Here is a 22,566-nt window from a genome sequence, read left to right as displayed (position 1 = left end):
GGCCAATGACCGGAGTGTCGAACAAGATAGGCGGGCGATCATGGGACGACTCGTCCCCGCGGTGACCAGGGCGCTGGATGTCCTCGAGCTCTTCCTCCAGGGCGAAGGAACCCTTTCCGCCCCCGAGGTCACCCGCAAGCTCCAACTGCCGCGGACCACCGTCCACGAACTCCTCACCACGCTCGCCGCACGGTCCTACCTGGTCACGGTCCCCGAACAGCCGGGCCGCTACCGGCTGGGCGTGCGCACCTACCAGCTCGGCAGCCGCTACGCCGAGCAGCTCGACCTCGCGGCGGAGGGGCAGCAGGTGGCCCGTGAGGTCGCCGAGACCTGCGGCGAGACGGTCCACGTGGCGATCCTGGAGGACACGGAGGTCATCTACATCGCCAAGGTCGACTCCACGCACGCCGTCCGTATGGTCTCCGCCGCGGGCCGCAAGCTGCCCGCCCACTGCACCTCCGTCGGCAAGCTGCTGCTCGCCGCGCTCCCGGAGGCGGAGCTCGCCGCCCGTCTCGACGGACGCGACCTCATCGCCATGACCGACAACAGCCTCACCGACGCCGCGGAGCTGCGGGCCGCGCTCGCCGCCGTCCGCAAGCGGGGCATAGCGGTGGAGCACCGGGAGTCGAACCCGGACGTCAGCTGTGTGGCCGCGCCCGTCCGGGACCGGTCCGGGCGGGTCGTCGCCGCACTCTCCATCTCCGTGCCGATGATCCGCTGGAGCGAGGAGCGCGAGGCGGAACTCGCGCAGCTCGCGGCGGGCGGCGCCGACGCGCTGTCCGGCCGGCTCGGACACCACAGGGCCCAGGTATGAGGCCCGCGCCGGAGGTGGCCGTGCGGGAACGGGCAGAGCTGGGCGAGGGCCCCACCTGGGATCCCGCGGCCGGCCGGCTGATCTGGGTCGACATCCTCTCCTCCCGCGTCCACACCTACGACCCGTCGACCGGCCGTCGCACGGTCATGGTCACCGGCCAGCACGTCGGGGCGGCGAAACCACGGGCGGGCGGCGGCCTCGTGGTCGTCCTGCGGGACGGCACGGGCCTGTACGGCGCCGACGGCGCGTTCTCCTGGCTCGTCCACGACCCAGCCCCCGGACGGCGGGGCAACGACGCGGCCGTCGCCCCGGACGGCGCGCTCTGGGCGGGCACCATGCGTTACGACGAGGCCCAGGGAGGAGGCACCCTCTCCCGGATCGCCCCGGACGGCACGGTGAGTCCGGTCCTCGACGCGGTGACGGTCAGCAACGGCACCGGTTGGAGCCCGGACGGCCGGCTCATGTACTACATCGACACCCCCACACGGCGCGTCGACGTGTTCGACGTGGACGGGGAGCGCGCCCTGAACCGGCGTCCCTTCGTCGCCGTCGAGCAGGGGGACGGGTGGCCGGACGGGCTGACGGTGGACGCCGAGGGCTGTGTGTGGGTCGCGTTCTGGGACGGCGCGGCGATCCGGCGCTACACCCCCGACGGCCGGCTCGACCGGGTCGTGGAGCTGCCGGTCAGGCGGCCCACGGCGTGCGCGTTCGGCGGACCGGGCCTCCGTGACCTCTACGTGTCCACCGCACGCACGGGCCTCGACGCGCCCCACTCGCTGTCGGGCTCCCTGCTCGTGCTGCCGGACGCGGGGCAGGGCCTGCCGGGGACGCCGTTCGCGGGATGAGCGGGCGACGGGACGCCGTACGTATTTCTGCCGGGTTCCCGGCCGGTGCGGGGGCGGGCCCCCGAGAACCTCCGTATAAAGGGGCCTGAGGGCGACACAGGCGGAGGGAGGCCCCGGATGCACCGGAGTGAGGGGAAGCAGCGGCCCCGCCCCCTCGGGGAGGACCACGGGCCGGTCCGCTACGGGCCGCCCGCCCCGGACCCCGGCCTCCCCGTGCTGCCCGAGCTCGCCGGCGTGCTGGCCGCCTCGGCTGCGCGGCCCCGTCCCGAGCCACCCGGTGGCGGAACGATCCTGCGGCAGGCGGCCTGCGCGTACTGGGAGAGGCGGAGCCTGCACGGGGGGCCCGAGGACGTCGCGGCGGCCCCGGGTGCCCAGCCGCTCCTGCTCGCGTTGATCGCCGCGTACGGCGGCGACGTGCTCATGCCCCGGCCATGTCCCGCGACCTGGATGCCGCAGGCGCGGCTGCTGGGCCGGCCCGCCTACCACGTGCCGACGCCCGCCGAGTGCGGCGGCATCCCGGACCCGTACGCCCTGCTGGAGACCGTACGCAGGGTGCGGGCCGAGGGCGGCAGGCCCCGGCTGCTCCTGATCTCCGTGGCCGACGACCCGACCGCGACCCTCGCCCCTCCCGAACTGGTGCGCGAGGTGTGTGAGGCCGCGGTCTCCGAGGGGCTGCACATCGTGAGCGACGAGACCTGGCGCGACACCCTGCACCGGCCCCACGACACCGTCCTGCTCAGCCCCGCCGAGATGTGCCCCGACGACGTCACCGTCCTGACCGACCTCGCCGGAGCCCTCACCCCCTCCGCCTGGCCGGTGGCCGTCGCACGCTTCCCCGCCACCGGGCGCGCCGCGGCGCGCCGGGCCCGCGTACTCGACATCCTCACCGCTCTCGGTGCCCTCGTCGCAGAGCCGGTCGCGAGTGCCGCCGCGCACGCGCTGGGCGAACCCGCAGCCGTCCGGGAGCGGATCCGGCGGGCGGCACACCTCCAGGCCCACGTCGCCTCCGCCGCGCACCGCGCGGTGCTCACGGTGGGCGCCCTGGCCAGGCCGCCGCAGGCAGGTCGCCATCTCTACGCCGACCTCGGTCCGCTGCGCACCCGGCTGGCCGCCCGGGGCGTCACCGACTCGATGGAACTGGAGGACTACCTGACGAAACGTCTCGGCACCCCCGCCCCCGGCGGCCACCGGTTCGGGGACGAACTGGGAGCGCTGCGGGTGCGGATCGGCACCGGGCCACTGCTCGGCTCAACCCCGGAGCAGCAGACGGAGTCACTCACTGCGGTGGAGCCCCTGGAATTGCCCCACGTCGCCCGAGCACTGAGCATTTTCGCAGCAGCCCTCGATGAACTCCGATGACAGGAGCCTCTCGATGACGGAACAGACCGAGCGTCCGTCCGCCGAAGCCGGCCACGCGCCCACCGGCCCCCCTGTCGCCGCTCCGCGCCGCCTCGGCGAGCTCCGGACCTGGCCCCGCAGCTTCGCGGACCGGCTCACCGCGCCGCTCCCGGGTGTCAGGGGCATGACTCGTCTGGCCAGGGAGCGCGCCCTGCGGCCCAACACCGAGGGACTCCGGGGCATTCACCGGCTGCCGTACGCCCCCCGGCCACTGCCCGTCGCCGGCCCGGGCACGATGGCCGTCACCTGGGCCGGACACGCCAGCTGGATCGTCCGCATCGGCGGCCTCACCGTCCTGACCGACCCCGTCTGGTCCAGGCGCATCCTCGGCACCCCGGCCAGGATCACCCCCGTGGGCGTCCCCTGGGAGGAACTGCCGCCCGTCGACGCGGTCCTGATCAGCCACAACCACTACGACCACCTCGACGCCCCCACCCTGCGCAGACTCCCCAGGGACACCCCGCTCCTCGTCCCCGCCGGTCTCGGCCGCTGGTGCCGCCGCCGCCGCTTCAGCTGCGTCACCGAGCTCGACTGGTGGGAGTCGGCGGAGATCGGCGGCGTCCGGTTCGACTTCGTGCCCTCCCACCACTGGTCCAAGCGCACCCTCCTTGACACCTGCCGGTCGCTGTGGGGCGGCTGGGTGATCGGGGACGGAGGAGGGCGCCGGCTCTACTTCGCGGGGGACACAGGCTACGGCCACTGGTTCAAGGAGATCGGCCGCCGCTATCCCGGACTGGACCTGGCGATGCTCCCGATCGGGGCGTACGAACCGCGGTGGTGGCTCTCCGACGTGCACACCGACCCCGAGGAGGCCGTCCAGGCGTACGAGGACCTCGGTGCCCGCGCGTTGGCCCCGATGCACTGGGCGACGTTCCTGCTCTCCGCCGAACCGGTCCTCGAACCGCTGACCCGGCTCCGCACGGCCTGGCAGCAGGCCGGATACCCGCGCGCCGACCTCTGGGACCTGCCGGTCGGCGGCTCACGCGTCCTGGACGCCTGACCGTGTACGGCAGGCGCACCGGCTCCTCAGCCGGCCATGCGGGCCCGCAGCCGCCGCCAGAGCGCCGGCGTCCCGCTGATCAGCAGCGTCAGCACGACCGCCGCGAGCACGCCCTCCCACGGCTCCGGAAACAGCGAGCCACCCAGGATCCCGATCAGCTGATACGTCGCCGCCCACGCCAGACACGCGGGAACGTCGCCGCGCGCGAACTGCCGCAGTGGCATCCGGCCGAGCAGACAGGCCAGCATCACCGGTATGCGCCCGGCCGGCACCAGCCGGGACAGTACCAGCACGGTCCCGCTCTGCTCGTCCAGCTTCTGCTGCGCCTGCGCGAGCCGCTCCGGAGCAGCCCGGCCGGTGATCGTCTCCAGCCACTTCGAACCGTTCCTGGACCGCACCCCGCGCTGCCCCAGCCAGTACAGGCATATGTCCCCGAGGAACGCCGCGCTCGACGCCACGGCGAACACCACGAGCAGGGCGAACGGTGACGTCTGGTGGAGCGTCACGACGGCCGCCGTGCTCACCAGCGCTCCCGTCGGCACCACCGGCACCAGCGACCCCAACGCCACGAGCAGGAACAACGACGGGTAGCCGACGGCCTGCTGCGTCGACTCCGTCGGCAGCTGCCGCAGTACTTCCTCTATCACCTACGGGCCTCCGGTCTCACGTGCTCACCGTGCCCCAGACGGTGCACCGCCACTTCCGGGGCCACCCGCGCCGCCTGCCGCACGAACTCGTCGCCCGGCGCATGGAACTCGTGCGGCCGGATCCCGTCCAATCCGATCGGCCAGTACGTGCCGTAGTGCACCGGCACGGCGGACCGCGGCTCCAGCATGGTCAGCACCTGCGCGGCGCGGGCCGCGTCCAGGTGGTGGTGGCCCAGATTGGGTCCCCAGCCGCCGACCGGGAGCAGCGCCACGTCCACCCGCCCCACGGCGTCGGCCATGCCGTCGAACAGCCCGGTGTCCCCGGCGAAATAGGTGCGGGCCTCACCCTCGACGACGTATCCGAGAGCGGGCACCCGGTGCGGGCCGACCGGCAGCCGACGCCCGTCGTGCAGGGCCGGAACCGCGCGGACCAGTACCTCACCGACCCGCACCACATCCCCCGCGGCGACCTCGCGGATGCGCAGCCCGCGCGCCCGGCCCAGCATCCGCAGGCGCGGGACGGCCCCGACCGCGCCCCGGGGCACGACCAGCAGGCTGCCGGGGGCGAGGCGGGACAGGGAGGGGAGATGCAGATGGTCGGAGTGCAGGTGCGAGATCAGGACCGCGTCGGCGACCGCGGCCTCCGGTGGCGGGACGTCACCCCGGCGGCGCCGCAGGTGCGCGAAACGCCGTGCGAACAGCGGGTCGGTCAGCACCCTGACCCCGGTGTCCTCGATCGTGCAGGTGGCATGACCCCACCAGGTGACCTCCACCGCCCTGCCTCCTCGTCAGTGCCCCCGACATCGCCGTACGCGTACGAGGGTAGGCGCTCCGCGCCCTTCCCACGCCGGAGAGCTCCTTCGCGCCGGGACCGGCATGCGCACGGGCCGCTACGGAGGGCTACCGCAGGGGTAGGGTCGTGTCCAGCATCCGAGCGCGGGGGGATCCGGCCATGGGCGACGTCGTCGCAGGCTTACGGGTGGCGGCCATCGCCAGTCTCACACCGCTGGAGGAGCTCGACGGCGACCCGTTCCTCGTCGACACCCGCGGCCAGCACGCCATGTGCGCACGCTGGGCCGCCGACCGGGGACACGTCGTCACCCGCCAGCTCCGGGTCCACGGGCTGCGCCACGATCACCGGATCTTCTGGGCGGACACCGAGGGCGGGCGGGTCGACCTGTTCCTGGCGCCCAACCACCGGGTGCTCGCGCGGGCGCTCGACTCGGCGGCGGACTTCGCGACGGAGTGCGAGCGCCGTGGCGTGCGGCTGGAATTCGCCGGCCCGGAGGAGCCCGCCTACACCGCGCGCACCAAGGCCGACGTCCACCGCAGGCTCTCCATGCCGACCGCAGGATACGACGGCTGCTGATCCCCAGAGAGGGCCCGGGGCTTCGAAGAAGCGCCGAAGGGCTGTGACAGGCTTGACGCGGGCCCGTGACGAACACCGGGCCCGGACGTGAGGTGGAACAGCGTGAGTGACGGTCGATGGCGTAGGGCCGGGGGAACCCTGATACGCGTGGTCGCGGTGTGGTCCGTCTCCACACTCACGCTGCTGGCGCTCGCGGGGATCCTGCCCGACTTCCGGCTCCAGGCCGCCGACGGCGACACCGTCACGCGGACCGCCTTCACCGCGGCCTGGGGCGCGGGGGCCTTCGGTCTGCTCTCCGCCCTGGTGTGGCCCGTGCTCGTCAGAGCGCTGCTCATCGTGCCGGCCCTGGTCCTCGGCGCCCTCGTCTTCTTCCTCAACGGCTCACTGCTGCTGATCGCGCTGCGGCTCATCCCGGACGGGCGCGGCGACGCGAACCCGGAGACGGCCGTCGTCGCCGCGGCCGTGATGTCCGCCGTAGCCTCCGCGACGTCCACCGCCCTCGCGGTCCGTGACGACGACGCCTACCGGCGCAGGCTCTCCCGCCTCGCCGACCGGCGCCGCAGACGCAGCGGCACGCCGCGGAGCGCCGACGGCGGGCGCGGTGGCCCGCCGGGCATCGTGTTCGTCCAGCTCGACGGGGTCGGCCACGACGTGCTCGAGCAGGCGGCCGCCGACGGCCTCATGCCGACCGTGGCCGGCCTCCTCGCCGACGAGGCGGGCCACCGGCTCACCCCGTGGACCACCGACTGGTCCAGCCAGACGGGAGCCAGCCAGCTCGGCATCCTGCACGGGAGCAACTTCGACGTACCGGCCTTCCGCTGGTTCGAGAAGGAGACCGGCACCGTCATGGTCTCCAGCAGACCGGCGAGCGCCCTCGAACTGCAGCGAAGGGCCATAGCCCGCACCCACGACGGCGGCCTGCTCACCGTCGACGGTGCGAGCCGCGGCAATCTCTTCAGCGGCGGCGCGGACCAGCTCGCCCTGGTCCTGTCGATGGCCGCCAGGCTCGGCAAGGGCAGGCGCTCGCGCGCCGGCTACTTCGCCTACTTCTCCGACCCCGCGAACGCCGTCCGGACGGCCCTGTCCTTCGTCGCCGAGGTGTGCCGTGAGATCGGCCAGTCCGTACGGGCGCGGGTGCGCAAGGAGTCACCCCGGGTCAAGCGCGGTGGGCTGTACCCCTTCATCAGGGCGTTCGCGACCGTCGTCGAACGCGATGTGGTGGTCGCCGCGGTGATCGGCGACATGTTCGCGGGACGCACCGCGGTCTACGCCGACCTGGTCGCCTACGACGAGGTCGCCCACCACTCCGGGCCGCACAGCAGGGACGCGGAGAAGGTCCTGACCCGGCTCGACCGCTCGCTGGGCCTCATCCTGAAGATCGCCGACCACACCCCGCGCGACTACCGGATCGTGCTCCTGTCCGACCACGGCCAGAGCCCGGGGGAGACCTTCGCGGGGCGTTACGGCCTCACGCTCAAGGACCTCGTGCGAGCCGGCTGCGGGCTCCCCGTGCCCCGCCGGGCGCAGCGCACCCGCAGCGCTTCGGAGGCCCGCGACGCCGTACGCATCGCACTGCACAGGCCCGTCGCCGGGGAGCACGAGGCGGAGCACCCGGCCAAGCCCTCCGACCCCGTGGTGCTCGCCTCCGGAAATCTGGGGCTGCTGTCGTTCCCGGACATCGGGGGGCGGGCCTCGCGCGAGCAGCTCGACCGCCACCATCCCGCGCTGCTGGGCACCCTGGCCTCCCACCCCGGAGTCGGCTTCCTCCTCGTGCGGAGCCAGAAGCACGGCTCGGTGGTGATGGGCCGGGGCGGTGTCGAGGTGCCCGTGGCGGAGCTCAGGGACGGGGAGGGGCCGATCGCCGTGTTCGGTGCCGGGGCGGCGGAAGCGGTGCGGCGCACCGACGGTTTCCCGCACGTGGCGGACGTCATGATCAATTCGATGTACGACCCCGGGACCGGTCGGGTACACGCCTTCGAGGAGCAGATCGGTTCGCACGGCGGGCTCGGCGGCGAACAGTCGCGGCCGTTCCTGCTGTGGCCGCGGACGCTCACGGACCCCCTCGACGTCGTGGCGGCGGACACCCCGCGGGGCGAGGCTCCGGCCGGTCCGGTGGTGGCGCCTCCGGCGGGCCCGGTGGGCGCCGAGACGGTGCACCGGGTGCTGGCACGCTGGCTGAGGGAGCTGTCCGGCCCCCAGGTGCCGCTGCAGCAGGAGGGTTTCGGCGGTGCGGTGCGGGTCGACGAGCCCTTCCCGGACGGGCGCGAAGGGCGGGACGAGCAGGAAGGGCCGGTCGGTGCGGAAGGTCCCCCCAGCGCGGCCCGGAACCCCGACGAGGCCGTCCTGGACCCCGACGACGCCGTACCCGGAACGCGCGGATGAGCGGTTGGCGCCGTCAGGCCGACTCGCGCCGTACCAGCGTCGGACGGAAGACCACCGACGGTGCCGGGCCGTCGCCAGGACTGCCGATCTGCTTCAGGAGGAGCCGCGCCATCTCGGCCGCCATCTCCTCCACCGGCTGACGCACGGTCGTCAGTGGAGGATCGCACGCCACGGCCGCGTTGCTGTCGTCGAAGCCCACCACGGCCACATCCCCGGGCACGTCCCTGCCCGCCCGCAGAAGCACGGGCAGCGCCCCCAGCGCCATCAGGTCCGACGCGATGAACACCGCGTCCAGGTCCGGCCGTTCGAGCAGCAGCCGCCGCATCGCCGAGGCGCCGCCCGCGTGGGTGAAGTCCCCCTCGGCCGTCACCACGTCCCCGATGCCGTGCTCCCGCAGCGCGTCCAGGAAGCCGGTCAGACGCACCTGCCCCGCAGGCATGTCCTGCGGGCCCGCGACCGTTCCGACGCGCCGTCGTCCCAGGCCCGCCAGATGAGCGGCCGCGATCCGTGCCCCGGCCCGCTGGTCCGCCTCGACGTAGGTGAGCGGTGAGGGCCGGCGCGGCCGGCCGGCCAGCACGGCGGGCAGCCGGGTGTCATGGAGCAGTCCGGGCAGCGGGTCGTCGGCGTGCGAGGAGATCAGCACCACCCCGTCCACATGCCCCCTGCGCAGATACGACAACAGCTGATCGCGGGAGGCCTCGTCGTCGGCCAGCATCAGCACCATCTGGATCCCGGCGGGGCGCAGCACCTCCATCAGCCCGCCGACCACCCGCCCGAAGTGGGGGTCGGAGAACATCCGGCCGATGAACGGCTCGGCGACGGGGCGCCGTTCACGCTCCGACACCACCAGGGCGATCGAATCGGTCCGCCGCGTCACCAGTGCCCGCGCCGCGCGGTTGGGGACGTAGCCCGTGGTGCCCACCGCCTCCTCGACGACCCGCCGCAGTGCCGGGTCCACCGTGGTCGCACCGTTGATCACACGGGACACGGTCGCCCGGGAGACGCCCGCCACCGCGGCCACGTCCTCCAAGGTGGCGGGGCGTACGGGCGGTGAGACATCGGCAGTCATGCTGTCTTTATACCGGGTGGTACGGCGGACACGCGAAGGGTTCCGGCACGTCAGCGGCCTTACCCGTAACCGGTGCCCGCGGGACGGCGGACCGCTGCCCGGCCGTTGTCAGTGGCAGGCGGCAGGATGGTGGTCATGATGACGAACTCAGCCGCTGTGCCCGCCGACACCGCCGCCTACGCAGCCGCGGTGGAGCAGGCCGAGCGTGCCGCCGCCGCGTACTACACCGCAGGTGAGAGCCCGCTCGACGACGACGCGTACGACCGGCTCGTGCGCGGCATCGCGGCCTACGAGGAGGAGCATCCGCAGGAGGTGCTGGACGCCTCGCCGACCGGGAAGGTCGCGGGCGGGGCGGCGTCGGGGGACGTGCCGCACACCGTTCCGATGCTCTCGCTGGACAACGTGTTCTCCGCGGAGCAGTTCGTCACCTGGACCGCGTCCGTGGAGCGGCGGATAGGCAGACCCGTCGCCGCCTGGAGCGTGGAGCCCAAGCTCGACGGCCTGGCCGTCGCCGCGCGCTATCAGCAGGGCCGCCTCGACCGGCTCATCACCCGTGGCGACGGCACGGCCGGCGAAGACGTCTCGCACGCGATCGGTACGGTGCTCGGCCTGCCCGACCGGCTCGGTGCTCCCGTCACCCTGGAGGTGCGCGGCGAGATCCTCATGACCGACGAGCAGTTCGAGCAGGCCAACACGGTGCGTACGGAGCACGGCGCCGCACCCTTCGCCAACCCGCGCAACGGGGCGGCCGGCACCCTCCGGGCCAAGGACCGCCCGTACCGCGTGGAGATGACCTTCTTCGCCTACGGCGCGCTGGCTCTCCCGGACTCCGGTGAGCTGACGGCCACCCTGGCCCAACTCCCGCACAGCGAGGTCCTGGAGTACGTCGCCGGGCTCGGCGTGCACACGGCGGCGGACACCGAGGTCGCGCCGCGCACCGTCACCACGGTCGAGGAGGTGCAGGCAGGGGTGGAGGCCATCGCCGCCCTGCGCGCCTCACTGCCGTTCGGGATCGACGGAATCGTGATCAAGGCGGACCTGGCGGCCGACCAGCGCGACGCGGGGTCCGGGACACGGGCACCGCGCTGGGCCATCGCCTACAAGCTGCCGGCCGTGGAGAAGGTCACCCGGCTGCTGGACGTCGAATGGAACGTGGGCAGGACCGGCATCATCGCGCCGAGGGCCGTGCTGGAGCCCGTCGAGATCGACGGATCCACCGTCAGCTACGCGACACTGCACAATCCGGCCGACATCACCCGCCGTGACCTGCGCCTGGGCGATCACGTGATGGTCTACAAGGCGGGCGACATCATTCCCCGCATCGAGGCACCCGTCGCGCACCTGCGGACGGGCGAGGAGCGGCCGGTCGCCTTTCCCGAGGTGTGTCCCCAGTGCGGCTCGGAGATCGACATGAGCGAGCAGCGCTGGCGCTGCACCCGTGGCCGCAACTGCCACGTGGTCGCGTCCATCTCCTACGCGGCCGGCCGTGATCAGCTCGACATCGAAGGGCTCGGTGCCAGCCGGGTCGTCCAGCTCGTCGACGCGGGCCTCGTCCAGGACTTCGCCGATCTCTTCACGCTTGAGCGTGACCGGCTGCTGTCCCTGGAACGGATGGGGGAGACCTCCAGCGACAATCTGCTGGCGGCCATCGAGGCAGCCGCGTCCCGTCCGCTGTCCCGCGTCTTCTGCGCCCTGGGCGTCCGCGGTACGGGCCGCTCCATGTCCCGCAGGATCGCGCGCCACTTCGCCTCGATGGACCGGATCGTCGCCGCCGACGCGGAGGCGTTGCAGCAGGTCGACGGCATCGGCAAGGAGAAGGCGGCGGCGGTCGTCCGGGAACTTCAGGAGCTGGCGCCGCTGATCGGCAAGCTGACGCTGGCCGGGGTCAACATGACGGAGCCGGGCGCCACCCCGCCGCCGGAACCAGGGGCGGCGTCCGAGGAGGGTGCCGGGGAACAGGCCGGGACGGGCCTGCCCCTCGGCGGCATGACGGTCGTGGTGACGGGGGCGATGACCGGGGCCCTGGAGAAGCTCTCGCGCAACCAGATGAACGAACTGATCGAGCGGGCCGGAGGGAAGTCCTCCTCCAGCGTCTCCAAGCGCACGAGCCTGCTCGTCGCCGGGGAGAAGGCCGGATCCAAGCGGGCCAAGGCCGAGGACCTGGGTGTGCGGATCGCCGCGCCCGAGGAGTTCGCTGAGCTGGTCGAGGCCTTTCTCGCACTGGAGGTGTGAGGGCGTACACGACCATTCTTCTTGGGATTATCGGGGGAGTGGCCTTTCCGTGCCTTGTATTGCATAGTGAGGGGTCAATCATGCCTCGCTATCAGTGGCTCGGTGAGTGCCGGTGGCTGTGGCGGGCGACCCGAGGGTGAGGGCCGATGCGTTCTTCGCGTGACGGACGGCGACGCGGTCGCCCGGTCCTCCGGCGGCAGGCGGCACCTGCCGGGCCGGCGCCGCAGCGGACCGGCCCCGTCAGGGGACTCGCCATCGACCTGGGAAGCTCCGGGGCCCGTGCCTGGGTTCCGGGGCAGGGGCTCGTCATCGATGGGCCGGCCGACCGGGAGGACGGCGCACGCCGGCCGGTCAGGCGGGGGCGCATCGTCGACGCCGAGTTCTGCGCCGGGCTGCTGGACCGTCTCGCCGACACCGCGCTGGGTCCCCACCGGCAGGACAGCGTGATCGTGCTCAGCCACCCTGTCCTGGCCGGGCCGGAACACCGGGCGCTGGCGGGGGAACTCCTCGCCGTGCTCGGCGCGTCCGATGCGGTGGTCCTCAACAGCGCCGCCGCCGTCGCCGCGTGTGCCGGACCGCCGGGCGGCGGACCCGTGCTCGTCGTCGACATGGGCGCGGAGCTGACCGAAGTCGCCCTGCTCGTCGACGGATCGGTCGTCGACGCCCGCCAGGCCGACCTGGGGCTCAGTGATCTCGGACCGCAGGCACCGCCGACGGAACTCGTCGGGAACGTCCTCGATATGATCACGTCCATGTGGCGTGAAGACCGGCACGGCGCGGTGCGCGGAGCGCTCCGCCGAGGACCCGTGCTCACCGGCGGCGGGGCACTCCGCCGTGACGTCACCGACCGGATCGCGGGCTGTCTCGGCACCCCGGTGCGTGTCACCCCCGACCCGTCGACGGCTGTGGTGCGGGGCGCGGCGCTGATCCTGGACTCGCTGAGGTGAGCCCCCTCCCGGGGGCGGCCCGGGGGAACGCGTCCCCGCGGGGGCCGCATGTCACACCGCCGCACCAGGCGCGGCACGTCCTTGCCGCGCTGCTCCTCGCCGTCCTGGCGCTGCTCGGAGGAGCACCGGCGGCGGCCGGAGCCGTGCTGCCGGGCACGCCCCTCGCCGGACTCTCCGACCGCTCAGCGCACGCCGCGGACACCGCCACGTACGCCGCGGACGCCGCCACGTACGCCGCGGACACCGCCACGCACATCGCCGGGCGTGCCGCGCACGAAGCCGATGCCGCAACGCAGGCCGTTCCCGTGCCGGGGCCGCGTGCGGGCGCCGATCGCCCGCACCCCCCGTGCCCCTGCCCCCCGCCCGGTCACGGCGCCCTGCCGCCGCGCACACAGAGCCTTCCGCCCCCTCGGGGTGTCATCGCGGGACCAGCCGGTGCCGGGCCGGTCGTCGTCGTACGGATCAGGGCTGCGCTGCCCGGTGTGCGGGGCCCTCCGGGGGTGAAGGCCGGCCAGTCGGCCTCCCACCGGTCCTGTTCCGCAGACCTGTCGTCACGCCCTCCCCGCTGAGACCGGGGCGGACGACGCCCACTCGAGGGGACTCCCATGACTCGCGCCACCACGGTGCGAGCGGTTCTGGCTGCCGCCGTGCTGCTCGCCGCCGTGTTCGTCACACTGACCATGTCACCCAGACTCGGCCTCGATCTCCAGGGCGGCACCCGGATGGTGCTCCAGGCCAAGGACTCCAACACCGCCAAGGCCGACCGGGAGAGCACCGACCGCACGCTGGAGGTGCTGCGGCAGCGCATCGACTCCCTCGGCGTCTCCGAACCGACCCTGACACGCTCGGGCGAGGACCGGATCATCGTCGAACTGCCCGACGTCCAGGACCCGCGACAGGCTGCCGAGGTCATCGGCAGGACGGCACAGCTCGGCTTCCACGCGGTCCAGGGCCCCGAAGCCGCGCAGAAGGACGAGGGGAAGACGCTCCCCGACGAACAGGGCACTCCGCTCCCACTCGGCCCGGAGCGGCTCTCGGGTGCCGGGGTCAAGGACGCCACCGCGCAGTTCGACGCCCAGCAGGGCACGGGCTGGACCGTCTCGCTCGACTTCCACAAGGACGCGGGCAAGGAATGGACGCGGCTCACCGGGGACGCCGCCTGCCATCCGGCCGGGGACGAGCGGCGCCGCGTCGCGATCGTCCTCGACGGCAAGGTCATCTCCTCACCCCAGGTGGATCCGTCGGTCGGCTGCAAGGCCGGGCTGCCTTCGGGTTCCACCCAGATCACCGGTTCCTTCAGCGCCGATGAAGCACGTGATCTCGCGCTGCTCATCAAGGGCGGCGCGCTGCCCGTGCCCGTCGAGATCGTCGAGCAGCGGACCGTCGGCCCGACGCTCGGTGCCTCCGCCATCGACGCGAGCGCCCGGGCCGCACTCATCGGAGCCGCAGCGACCGCGCTGTTCATCACCTTGGTGTACCGGCTCTTCGGTGCGCTCGCCGCGCTGGCCCTGGGCGCGTACGGCGTGATCTCCTACGCCACCCTCGTCGCTCTGGGCGTCACCCTGACCCTGCCGGGACTCGCCGGCTTCGTCCTCGCCATCGGTATGGCGGTGGACGCGAACGTCCTTGTCTTCGAACGGGCCCGCGAGGAGTACGCGGGCCGGACGAGCCGCTCGCTGCGCTCCGCGCTGACGGCCGGATTCCGAAACGCGTGGAGCGCGGTCGCCGACTCCAACGTCACCACCCTCATCGCGGCGGCGCTTCTCTTCTTCCTCGGCTCCGGGCCGGTCAAGGGCTTCGGGGTCACGCTCGCCATCGGTGTGCTGGCCTCGATGTTCTCGGCGCTCGTCATCGCCCGCGCCCTCACCGAGATCGCGGCCGGCTCCCGGTTCGTCAACGACTACCGCGGAGTCAACGGCATCGCGCGGCCCGGTCGCGTCCGCACCTGGCTGAACACCCGCGACATCCAGTTGTTCCGGTCGCCGCGCCGCTGGCTGTTGATGTCCACCGCGCTCGTGCTCGTCGCCGTGACCGGCATCCTCGTGCGCGGAATCGACCTGGGCGTCGAGTTCACCGGGGGCCGGCTGGTGGAGTACTCCACCAGCCGGCCCGTCGACGTCGACACCGCCCGCGACACGATCGCCGCCGCGGGGTTCGACGACGCCGAGGTCACCACCGCGGGTGATCAGGACCTCTCCGTACGCACGGGGCAGCTCGACAACGACGAGGAGCACGCCCTGCGCGCCGCCCTGGCCGAGGCGGGCGGCGAGACCACCAAGGTGAGCGACGAGCTGATCGGTCCCAGTCTCGGGGACGAACTCCGGCGCAACGCCCTGATCGCCCTGGGGGTGGCCGTGTTCGTGCAGCTCGCCTATCTCGCGGCCCGGTTCCGCTGGACGTTCGGCGTGGCCTCGGTCGGAGCCCTGGTGCACGACGTCATCATTCTGGTCGGGGCCTTCGCCTGGCTCGGACGCCCCGTCGACGGCATCTTCCTGGCCGCCGTGCTCACCGTCATCGGCTACTCGGTCAACGACTCCGTGGTGGTCTTCGACCGGGTGCGGGAACTGTGGGCCGGGAACCGGCGCACCCCCGTCGCGGACGTGGCCAACCGCGCGGTACTGCAGACCGTGCCGCGCACCGTCAACACAGGGATGGGAGCCCTGTTCATCCTCATCGCGCTCGCGGTGCTGGGCGGCGACTCACTCGTGGACTTCGCCCTCGCCCTCCTCATCGGCATCTGCGTCGGAACGTACTCCTCGGTGATGACCGCGGTACCGGGGGCGCTCCTTCTCGAGAAGAGCGGCAAGGTCCCGCCGCCCGCCAGGAAGCGGGCACCGAAGCGGGGCAAGTCCGCCGGGCGGACACGCCGGGACGCCTTCGACAACGGGGCACGCGTGTAGCGCGGGCCTGGCGCGCCGGGCAGGGCGAAAGCGGTCCTGCCCGGCGCGTACGGACATCACGGATGCCGGGCTGCGGCACAATCCTCATCACAACGAGTGAGGGGAGCGTGCCGCTCATGCCCATGGTGCTGCGCGAGGCGCGGGACACGCTCGTACCCGACATGGCCGGGCCGCACGGGCCGCTGCCGCCGATGCTGCTCGTCCTGACGGTGCTCACCGGCATGGTCGACGCGTTCAGCTATCTGCTCCTCGGGCACGTCTTCGTCTCCAACATGACGGGCAACGTCGTCTTCATGGGCTTCGCCCTCGCGGGCGCGCCGACCTTCTCGAAGTTCGCCTCGGCGGTGGCGCTCGCCTCGTTCGCGGCCGGGGCGCTGACCGGCGGCATCACCGTCCATCTGGCCCGCGCCCACCGGGGCCGGCAGTTGCAGCACGCGCTCCTCGTCGAGACCGCCTTCGTCACCGCGGCCATGATCGTCACGCTCGTCTCGGGCGGACCGTACACCGGGGGCGTCCGCTTCACTCTCATCGTGCTCCTGGGCCTGGGGCTCGGCGTGCAGAACGCCGCCGTCCGCGCCCTCGCCGTACCCGACCTCACCACGACCGTGCTGACCCGCACCCTCACCGGGGCGATGGCCGACAGCCGGCTGGCCAAGGGGCCCGGCAGCCGGTCCGGGCGGCGCGTCCTCTCCGCCGCGGCCATGCTGGCCGGAGCGTTCCTCGGAGCCTTCGCCGTGCTGCGGGGGCACCCTGCGCTGCCCCTGCTGTTCGCCGTGATCCTCCTGGCGGCGGTCAGCACGGCGGCGACCCTGCTGGCCCGCAGCGACGCCCCGTGGACGCGGCCGGGGACCTGAGGCGTACGGCCGCCGGCATCGGACCCGCCCCGTGTCAGGCGCGACAGCCGGCGTACCGGGACCGTAACGTCACGGGCACCGTCGACCGCACCTACACACCGTTCAGGAGCAGCCGCATGCCCACAGAACCGCTGTCCGCACACGACGTCGAGGCCGGGCTGCGCGAGCTGCCCGGCTGGCAGCTCCAGGGTGACCGGATCGCCCGTACCTACCGGCTGCCGTCCCACTTCGCCGCGGCAGGGCTGACCGTGCACGTCGCCCAGATCCAGGAGGAGCTCGGGCACCACTCGGATCTGACGCTGGGCTACAACACCGTGTCGCTTGCCGTGCACACGCACGACGCGGGTGGTGCCGTCACCCGGAAGGACCTCACGCTCGCCGGACGCGTCGAGGCCGTTGCCGCCGGGCACGGGGCGAAATAGCCACGGCAGGGAGGGGGATCACGGCGCCGGCCGAGGCGTGGATGTGCCGGTGGTCCGGGTGAGCGGCACAGACGACGGCGCCCCCACCGCGCTTACGGTGGGGGCGCCGGGGGAACGCGGGGTTCAGGCCCCGAGGTTGAACTCCGCCGGGTCGGAGCCGAGGCGCTTGCCCTCGTCGAGCGCGGCGAACGCGGCCAGGTCGTCGGCGTCCAGTTCGAAACCGAAGACGTCGATGTTCTCCGCGATCCGTGACGGCGTCACGGACTTGGGGATCACCACGTGGCCGGTCTGCAGGTGCCAGCGCAGCACCGCCTGAGCCGGGGTCCGGCCGTGCTTGTGCGCGACGGCGGCCACCGTCGGGACCTCCAGGAGGCCCTTGCCCGAACCGAGCGGCGACCAGGCCTCGGTCACGATGCCGTGCTCCGCGTGGAGGGCGCGCAGCTCGGCCTGCTGGAGCTGGGGGTGCAGCTCGATCTGGTTGACCGCGGGGACCACCGAGGTCTCGCCCAGCAGACGCTCGAGATGCTCCGGGTGGAAGTTGGACACACCGATGGCCTTCGCGCGGCCGTCGGCGAGGATCCGCTCGAAGGCCTTGTACGTGTCGACGTAGGCGTCCTTGGCCGGTACGGGCCAGTGGATCAGGTACAGGTCGACGTAGTCCAGGCCGAGCTTGTCCAGCGAGGCGTCGAACGCGCGCAGCGTCGAGTCGTAACCCTGCTCGGTGTTCCAGAGCTTGGTGGTGACGAACAGTTCCTCACGGGCCACACCGGAGGAGGCGACGGCCTTGCCGGTGCCCGTCTCGTTGCCGTAGATCGCGGCGGTGTCGATGCTCCGGTACCCGGCCTCCAGGGCCGTGGCGACGGCCGTCGTGGCCTCGTCGTCCGGCACCTGCCAGACACCGAAGCCGAGCTGCGGCATCTCGAGGCCGTTGTTGAGGGTGATGGTGGGGACCTGGCTCACGAGCAGTCGATCCTTTACGTCGTTGGTTGATACTCCCCGGGACAACGTACGGAGGAGCCCGACCATTCCCACCTGCCCGGATCCGCAGAACCGGAAGAATGTTCCACCGGCGCGGAACCGGCGCGGAACCGGCGGTCCCGGCGGTTCACCGGTAGAGCGCGTCCACCTCCGCCGAGTACGCCGTCTCGATCGCCTTCCGCTTCAGCTTGAGCGAAGGGGTCAGCAGGCCGTGCTCCTCGGTGAACTGGTGCGCCAGGATGCGGAAGGTCCGGATGGACTCGGCCTGGGACACCGCCGTGTTGGCGGCGACGACCGCGCGGCGCACCTCCATCTCCAGGTCGGGATCGCGCACCAGGTCCGCGGGGGGCAGCGGTGTACGGCCCTGCATGGCGAGCCAGTGCTCCACCGACTCGGTGTCCACGGTGACCAGAGCGGCGATGTAGGGCCTGTCGTTGCCGACGACGATGCACTGCGCGACCAGCGGATGGGCGCGCACCCGCTCCTCCAGGCCGGTCGGGGCCACGCTCTTGCCCCCGGAGGTCACCAGGATCTCCTTCTTGCGCCCGGTGATGGTCAGGTAGCCGTCCTCGTCGAGCGCGCCGAGGTCGCCGGTGGCCAGCCATCCGTCGTGCAGCACGGCGTCCGTGGACTTGGGGTCGCCCAGATATCCGGAGAACACGTTGGCGCCGTGCACCCAGATCTCGCCGTCCCGGGCGATGTGCACGGTGGATCCGGGGATCGGCTGGCCGACGGTGCCGTAGCGGGTGCGCTCGGGCGGATTGGCCGTGGCCGCGGCGGTCGTCTCGGTGAGTCCGTAGCCCTCGTAGACCGTGACGCCCGCACCCGCGAAGAACAGTCCGAGCCGCCGGGCCATGCCGGAGCCGCCCGACATGGCATGCCGCACCCGGCCGCCCATCGCCTCCCGGACCTTGCGGTAGACGACCTTGTCGAAGAACTGGTGCTGCATCCGCAGGCCGGCGGACGGCCCCGGTCCGGTGCCGAAGGCCCGTTCCTCCAACGCCTCCGCGTACTTCACCGCGATCTCGACGGCCTTGTCGAACGCCCCGACGCGGCCCTCGGCCTCCGCCTTGCGCCGGGCGCCGTTGAAGACCTTCTCGAAGATGTAAGGCACCGCCAGGATGAAGGTGGGCCGGAATGCCACGAGGTCCGGCATCAGGGCCTTGGCGGACAGCTCCGGCTGGTGCCCCAGCTTCACCCGGCCGCGCAGAGCCGCGATCTCCACCATGCGGCCGAAGACGTGGGCCAGCGGCAGGAAGAGCAGCGTCGCGGTTTCCTCACCGGGCTTGGAGAGGAACACCGGATGCCAGCGGGCGACCATGGTGTCGGCCTCGAACATGAAGTTCGCGTGGGTGATGACACAGCCCTTGGGGCGCCCCGTGGTGCCGGAGGTGTAGATCAGGGTCGCCACCGAGTCGGGTGTCACCGCGCGCCGGTGCCGGTGGACGACCTCGTCGTCGATCAGTGTCCCGGCGTCGACGAGTTCGGTCACCGCGTCCGCGTCCAGCTGCCACAGCCGGTGCAGGTTCGGCAGCCGGTCGATCACCGAGCCGATCGTCATGGCGTGGTCCTCGTGCTCGACCATGACGGCCGCGACCTCGGCGTCGTGCAGCATCCACAGGACCTGCTCGGCCGACGACGTCGGATAGATCGGCACGGACTGGGCGCCCACGGTCCAGAGGGCGAAGTCGAACAGGGTCCACTCGTAGCGCGTACGGGACATCAGGGCGACCCGGTCGCCGAAGCGGACGCCCTGGGCGATCAGTCCCTTGGCGAGGGCGAGTACCTGGTCACGGAACGCGGCGGCGGACACGTCGTGCCATCGCCCCTCCGCGTCCTTGCGGCCCATGGCGATCCGATGGGGGTCCTCCTCAGCGAAGTCGAAGACGGTATCGGCGAGACCGCCGACTTGAGGGGCAGCGGCCATGGGTGGGACAGTGAACTCACGCAATGACCTGCTCCTTGTGGCGCTCCGCACGGCGCCGCGACGCTACCTCACGGCGAGGGGCGGCGGGAGGGTCCGAAGTCTCCGGAAAACGTGACATCTGGTCAGGCCAACCGTAGAAATCGGGCCAGATGGGCAAGGCTCGGGCGCACTTCTGACCGCGGGGTAAGTAGCTGGGGCGGGAATCTCCACCGAATCTGTACGGGGCACCTACGCCGATTCCGGGTGCGACGGCACGACCGGAGCCCGATGAAGACGGTCGCCGCTTGCCAGGATCGCCGCAGCGAGGGCGTCCGCCGCCTCCTGGGCGGTGTTCCTGCGCCGTCCGTGGAGCAGGACGAAATCCACATCTCCGAGCTCCGGCAGACCCGCCCTGGACGGCACCGGCACGAGCCCCGGCGGAATGAGCCCACGGGTGTGCGCCATCACCCCCAGGCCCGCCCGGGCCGCCGCGACGAGTGCGCTCAGGCTCGCACTCGTACACGCGAAGCGCCAGGGTCTGCCGTGCTCCTCCAGCACCTCCATGGCGCGGGCCCGGGTGATGCCGGGCGGTGGGAAGGCGATCAGGGGCAACGGGCGGTCGGGATCGATCCGTAGCTGCGGGGCGCCGATCCAGGCCAGGGTGTCCTGCCAGACCAGCTCGCCGTGGGTGTCCCCGGTGCGGCGCTTGGCCAGCACCAGATCGAGCCGGCCTGCCGCCAGCTGCTGGTGCAGCGCGCCGGACAGTTCCACCGTCAGCTCCAGCTCGACCTCGGGATGCTCCCGCCGGAACGACTCCAGGATCTCCGGCAGCCGCGTCAGGACGAAGTCCTCGGAGGCCCCGAAGCGCAACCGCCCGCGCAGCCGGGTGCCCGTGAAGAACGCCGCCGCGCGCTCGTTGGCCTGCAGGATCGTCCGGGCGAAGCCCAGCATGGCCTCGCCGTCCTCGGTGAGATCGACCCGGTGCGTGTCGCGGCTGAACAGCAAGCGGCCCGCCTCGGCCTCCAGCCGGCGGACGTGCTGGCTGACCGTGGACTGCCGGACACCCAGCCGACGTGCCGCCTGGGTGAAACTCAGGGTCTGGGCGACGGCCATGAAGGTGCGGAGCTGGGAGGGGTCGTACATGTGGCGAGGCTATCGCGTTTCGTGATGACAGTCAGTGCTGTATGCCTGATTCCCGATCGCGGTGTTCGGGAGCAGGATGGGGAGGCCACGATTCCACCGAGAAGGCACGGAGCACATGAACCGCCGCACCAGCCGCCGTATCCCCGCACTGCCGTCCTGGCTGCCGGTGGACCCGTACATCCTGGCGCTGATCGGCACGGTGGTACTCGCGGCGCTGCTGCCCGTCTCCGGGGCCGGTGCCGAAGTGGCGGGCGGCGCGTCGACCGGTGCGGTGGCGCTGCTCTTCTTCCTCTACGGAGCGCGCCTCTCCACCGCCGAGGCGCTCGACGGACTGAAGCACTGGCGGCTTCACCTCACCGTCCTGGCCTGCACCTTCGTGGTCTTCCCGCTGCTCGGGCTCGCCAGTCACGGGCTGGTGCCGTTCGTCCTGACCCCGCAGCTCCAGGACGGGTTCCTCTTCCTGTGCCTGGTGCCCTCGACCATCCAGTCATCGATCGCCTTCACTTCGATGGCCCGCGGCAACGTGCCCGCGGCCATCTGCGCCGGCTCCTTCTCCAGCATCGCCGGGATCCTGCTCACCCCGCTGCTGGCCGCAGTCCTGCTCGGCGGAAGCGGGGGAGGGTTCTCGGCGGACTCCCTGCTGAAGATCGTCCTCCAGTTGCTGGCGCCCTTCCTCGCGGGGCAGTTGCTGCGCCGCTGGGTCGGAGGTTTCATCAGCCGCCATCGCAAGGTGCTGGGCTACGTCGACCGTGGCTCGATCCTGCTCGTCGTGTACACGGCCTTCAGCGAAGGCATGGTGGCGGGCATCTGGCACCAGGTGACCCCGCTCCGCCTCGGCGCGCTGCTCGGCGCCGAGGTGGTGCTGCTGGCCCTCATGCTCGCGGTGAGCTGGTACGGGTCGAAGCGGCTCGGCTTCGGGCGGGAGGACCGCATCGCCATCCAGTTCGCCGGCTCGAAGAAGAGCCTGGCGGCCGGGCTGCCGATGGCCAGCGTCCTGTTCGGCGCGCACGCGAGCCTCGCGGTGCTGCCCCTGATGCTCTTCCACCAGATGCAGCTGATGGTCTGCGCGGTGATCGCGAAGCGCCGCTCGCGCGACCCGCTGCCGAGCGATACCGGCGTCAGGCCCGTACCTGCTGGGGCGCTGAACTGAGCGCTGCCGGCCGGCGCCGCCGCTGAACCCCGGCGCGAGCGCGATGGCCCGGTGGGTCGTGGGAGGCCGATGGCTGCCCGGTGACGAGGCGGCCCTCGGCCCGAACCGGAGCGGGAAGAGGCGCTGCGGCCCTTGCCGCGCGTCGGAGTCAGGTCCGCCCCGACTGCCCGGCGCGGCTTCGGGGCGGAGGCTTACGCGGTCAGCCGCTCACCTGCGTAGTGATCGGCGTTCGCCGGTACGACGTCACTGTCGGAGCGGCTGATCTCGGCCCACACCGCGTCGAGGGAGAGGCCGAGGACATCGGCGATCGCCGCGATGGTCGGGAAGGCGGGTGTGGCCACGCGGCCCGACTCGATCTTCCTGAGTGTCTCGGGGGAGACACGTGCGTCGAGCGCGATCTCGAGCATCGAGCGTTCTCCCCGGGCCCGGCGTAGGAGGGCGCCGAGGCGCTGTCCGCGTGCGACCTCTGCGGGGGTGAGCGGCAGTCTGACCATGGACCCGATTCTAGTA

20 protein-coding genes are annotated in these 22,566 nt (G+C 72.4%); 13 read left to right on the top strand and 7 right to left on the bottom strand.

Translation table 11 applies throughout. The features are described from left to right. Nucleotides 1-40: 40 nt before the first annotated feature. The 4 genes from JOC24_RS16175 (at nt 41) to JOC24_RS16160 (ending at nt 4,057) form a co-directional block, all read left to right on the top strand. The gene (locus JOC24_RS16175) at nt 41-814 is read left to right on the top strand and encodes an IclR family transcriptional regulator (RefSeq protein WP_205020995.1); all 774 of its coding nucleotides are present in this window, start codon (nt 41-43) and stop codon (nt 812-814) included. Continuing rightward, entirely contained in the window at nt 811-1,659 is an 849-nt protein-coding gene (locus JOC24_RS16170) for an SMP-30/gluconolactonase/LRE family protein (RefSeq protein ID WP_205020994.1), read from the top strand. The genes JOC24_RS16175 and JOC24_RS16170 overlap by 4 nt, the downstream gene beginning before the upstream one ends. A 117-nt stretch (nt 1,660-1,776) precedes the next feature. Further along, nucleotides 1,777-3,018, top strand: coding sequence for an aminotransferase class I/II-fold pyridoxal phosphate-dependent enzyme (locus JOC24_RS16165; RefSeq protein ID WP_205020993.1), 1,242 nt, complete (start codon nt 1,777-1,779; stop codon nt 3,016-3,018). A 13-nt stretch (nt 3,019-3,031) separates the two neighbouring features. Continuing rightward, on the top strand, nt 3,032-4,057 hold the full coding sequence (locus JOC24_RS16160; RefSeq protein ID WP_205020992.1) for an MBL fold metallo-hydrolase: 1,026 nt from the start codon (nt 3,032-3,034) through the stop codon (nt 4,055-4,057). Between the two features lie 26 nt (nt 4,058-4,083). Here JOC24_RS16160 and JOC24_RS16155 read toward each other — a convergent pair whose 3' ends face one another. Next, nucleotides 4,084-4,704: a DedA family protein gene (locus tag JOC24_RS16155; protein ID WP_205020991.1), complete on the bottom strand. Its 621-nt coding sequence runs from the start codon at nt 4,702-4,704 to the stop codon at nt 4,084-4,086. After that, nucleotides 4,701-5,477, bottom strand: a complete 777-nt coding sequence (locus JOC24_RS16150) for an MBL fold metallo-hydrolase (RefSeq protein WP_205020990.1) — start codon at nt 5,475-5,477, stop codon at nt 4,701-4,703. The genes JOC24_RS16155 and JOC24_RS16150 overlap by 4 nt, the downstream gene beginning before the upstream one ends. A 179-nt stretch (nt 5,478-5,656) precedes the next feature. Between JOC24_RS16150 and JOC24_RS16145 the strand changes: the two genes are divergently transcribed. Then, complete coding sequence (locus JOC24_RS16145; RefSeq protein WP_205021190.1) at nt 5,657-6,073, top strand: hypothetical protein; 417 nt, start codon at nt 5,657-5,659, stop codon at nt 6,071-6,073. A 102-nt stretch (nt 6,074-6,175) separates the two neighbouring features. Beyond that, nucleotides 6,176-8,455 (top strand): phage holin family protein, encoded by a 2,280-nt coding sequence (locus JOC24_RS16140; protein ID WP_205020989.1) that lies wholly within the window; start codon nt 6,176-6,178, stop codon nt 8,453-8,455. Between the two features lie 13 nt (nt 8,456-8,468). On the opposite strand, the gene JOC24_RS16135 is transcribed toward JOC24_RS16140, so the two are convergent. Continuing rightward, nucleotides 8,469-9,524, bottom strand: coding sequence for a LacI family DNA-binding transcriptional regulator (locus JOC24_RS16135; RefSeq protein WP_205020988.1), 1,056 nt, complete (start codon nt 9,522-9,524; stop codon nt 8,469-8,471). 135 nt (nt 9,525-9,659) lie between these two features. Between JOC24_RS16135 and ligA the strand changes: the two genes are divergently transcribed. The 6 genes from ligA (at nt 9,660) to JOC24_RS16105 (ending at nt 16,879) form a co-directional block, all read left to right on the top strand. After that, nucleotides 9,660-11,756, top strand: a complete 2,097-nt coding sequence (gene ligA, locus JOC24_RS16130; RefSeq protein ID WP_205020987.1) for an NAD-dependent DNA ligase LigA — start codon at nt 9,660-9,662, stop codon at nt 11,754-11,756. Between the two features lie 146 nt (nt 11,757-11,902). Beyond that, entirely contained in the window at nt 11,903-12,703 is an 801-nt protein-coding gene (locus JOC24_RS16125) for a rod shape-determining protein (protein WP_205020986.1), read from the top strand. Further along, nucleotides 12,700-13,272, top strand: a complete 573-nt coding sequence (locus JOC24_RS16120) for a hypothetical protein (protein ID WP_307792706.1) — start codon at nt 12,700-12,702, stop codon at nt 13,270-13,272. The genes JOC24_RS16125 and JOC24_RS16120 overlap by 4 nt, the downstream gene beginning before the upstream one ends. Nucleotides 13,273-13,308: 36 nt before the next feature. Beyond that, entirely contained in the window at nt 13,309-15,603 is a 2,295-nt protein-coding gene (gene secD / locus JOC24_RS16115) for a protein translocase subunit SecD (protein ID WP_205020985.1), read from the top strand. A 116-nt stretch (nt 15,604-15,719) separates the two neighbouring features. Beyond that, nucleotides 15,720-16,457, top strand: a complete 738-nt coding sequence (locus tag JOC24_RS16110) for a YoaK family protein (RefSeq protein WP_205021188.1) — start codon at nt 15,720-15,722, stop codon at nt 16,455-16,457. A gap of 116 nt (nt 16,458-16,573) precedes the next feature. Next, nucleotides 16,574-16,879 carry a 4a-hydroxytetrahydrobiopterin dehydratase gene (locus JOC24_RS16105; RefSeq protein WP_205020984.1) on the top strand — a complete coding sequence of 102 codons (306 nt, stop codon included), beginning with the start codon at nt 16,574-16,576 and terminating at the stop codon, nt 16,877-16,879. Between the two features lie 123 nt (nt 16,880-17,002). On the opposite strand, the gene JOC24_RS16100 is transcribed toward JOC24_RS16105, so the two are convergent. The 3 genes from JOC24_RS16100 to JOC24_RS16090 all read right to left on the bottom strand — a co-directional run bounded on the left by JOC24_RS16100 (nt 17,003) and on the right by JOC24_RS16090 (nt 20,906). Beyond that, the gene (locus tag JOC24_RS16100; RefSeq protein ID WP_205020983.1) at nt 17,003-17,839 is read right to left on the bottom strand and encodes an aldo/keto reductase; all 837 of its coding nucleotides are present in this window, start codon (nt 17,837-17,839) and stop codon (nt 17,003-17,005) included. 145 nt (nt 17,840-17,984) lie between these two features. Further along, the gene (locus JOC24_RS16095) at nt 17,985-19,784 is read right to left on the bottom strand and encodes an AMP-dependent synthetase/ligase (protein WP_205020982.1); all 1,800 of its coding nucleotides are present in this window, start codon (nt 19,782-19,784) and stop codon (nt 17,985-17,987) included. Between the two features lie 228 nt (nt 19,785-20,012). Then, nucleotides 20,013-20,906, bottom strand: a complete 894-nt coding sequence (locus JOC24_RS16090; protein ID WP_205020981.1) for a LysR substrate-binding domain-containing protein — start codon at nt 20,904-20,906, stop codon at nt 20,013-20,015. Nucleotides 20,907-21,021: 115 nt separating this feature from the next. Here JOC24_RS16090 and JOC24_RS16085 point away from each other — a divergent pair, with 115 nt between their 5' ends. Further along, nucleotides 21,022-22,056 carry a bile acid:sodium symporter family protein gene (locus JOC24_RS16085; RefSeq protein ID WP_205020980.1) on the top strand — a complete coding sequence of 345 codons (1,035 nt, stop codon included), beginning with the start codon at nt 21,022-21,024 and terminating at the stop codon, nt 22,054-22,056. 191 nt (nt 22,057-22,247) lie between these two features. Here the strand turns inward: JOC24_RS16085 and JOC24_RS16080 are convergent, their stop codons facing one another. Then, on the bottom strand, nt 22,248-22,550 hold the full coding sequence (locus tag JOC24_RS16080) for a helix-turn-helix domain-containing protein (protein ID WP_205020979.1): 303 nt from the start codon (nt 22,548-22,550) through the stop codon (nt 22,248-22,250). Nucleotides 22,551-22,566: the final 16 nt, after the last annotated feature.

The sequence above is a fragment of the Streptomyces sp. HB132 genome, from assembly GCF_016909575.1.
In the GTDB taxonomy this organism is placed as follows: domain Bacteria; phylum Actinomycetota; class Actinomycetes; order Streptomycetales; family Streptomycetaceae; genus Streptomyces.
Note: the sequence above shows the minus strand (reverse complement) of the source record. Positions and strands in the feature narration are given on the sequence as shown.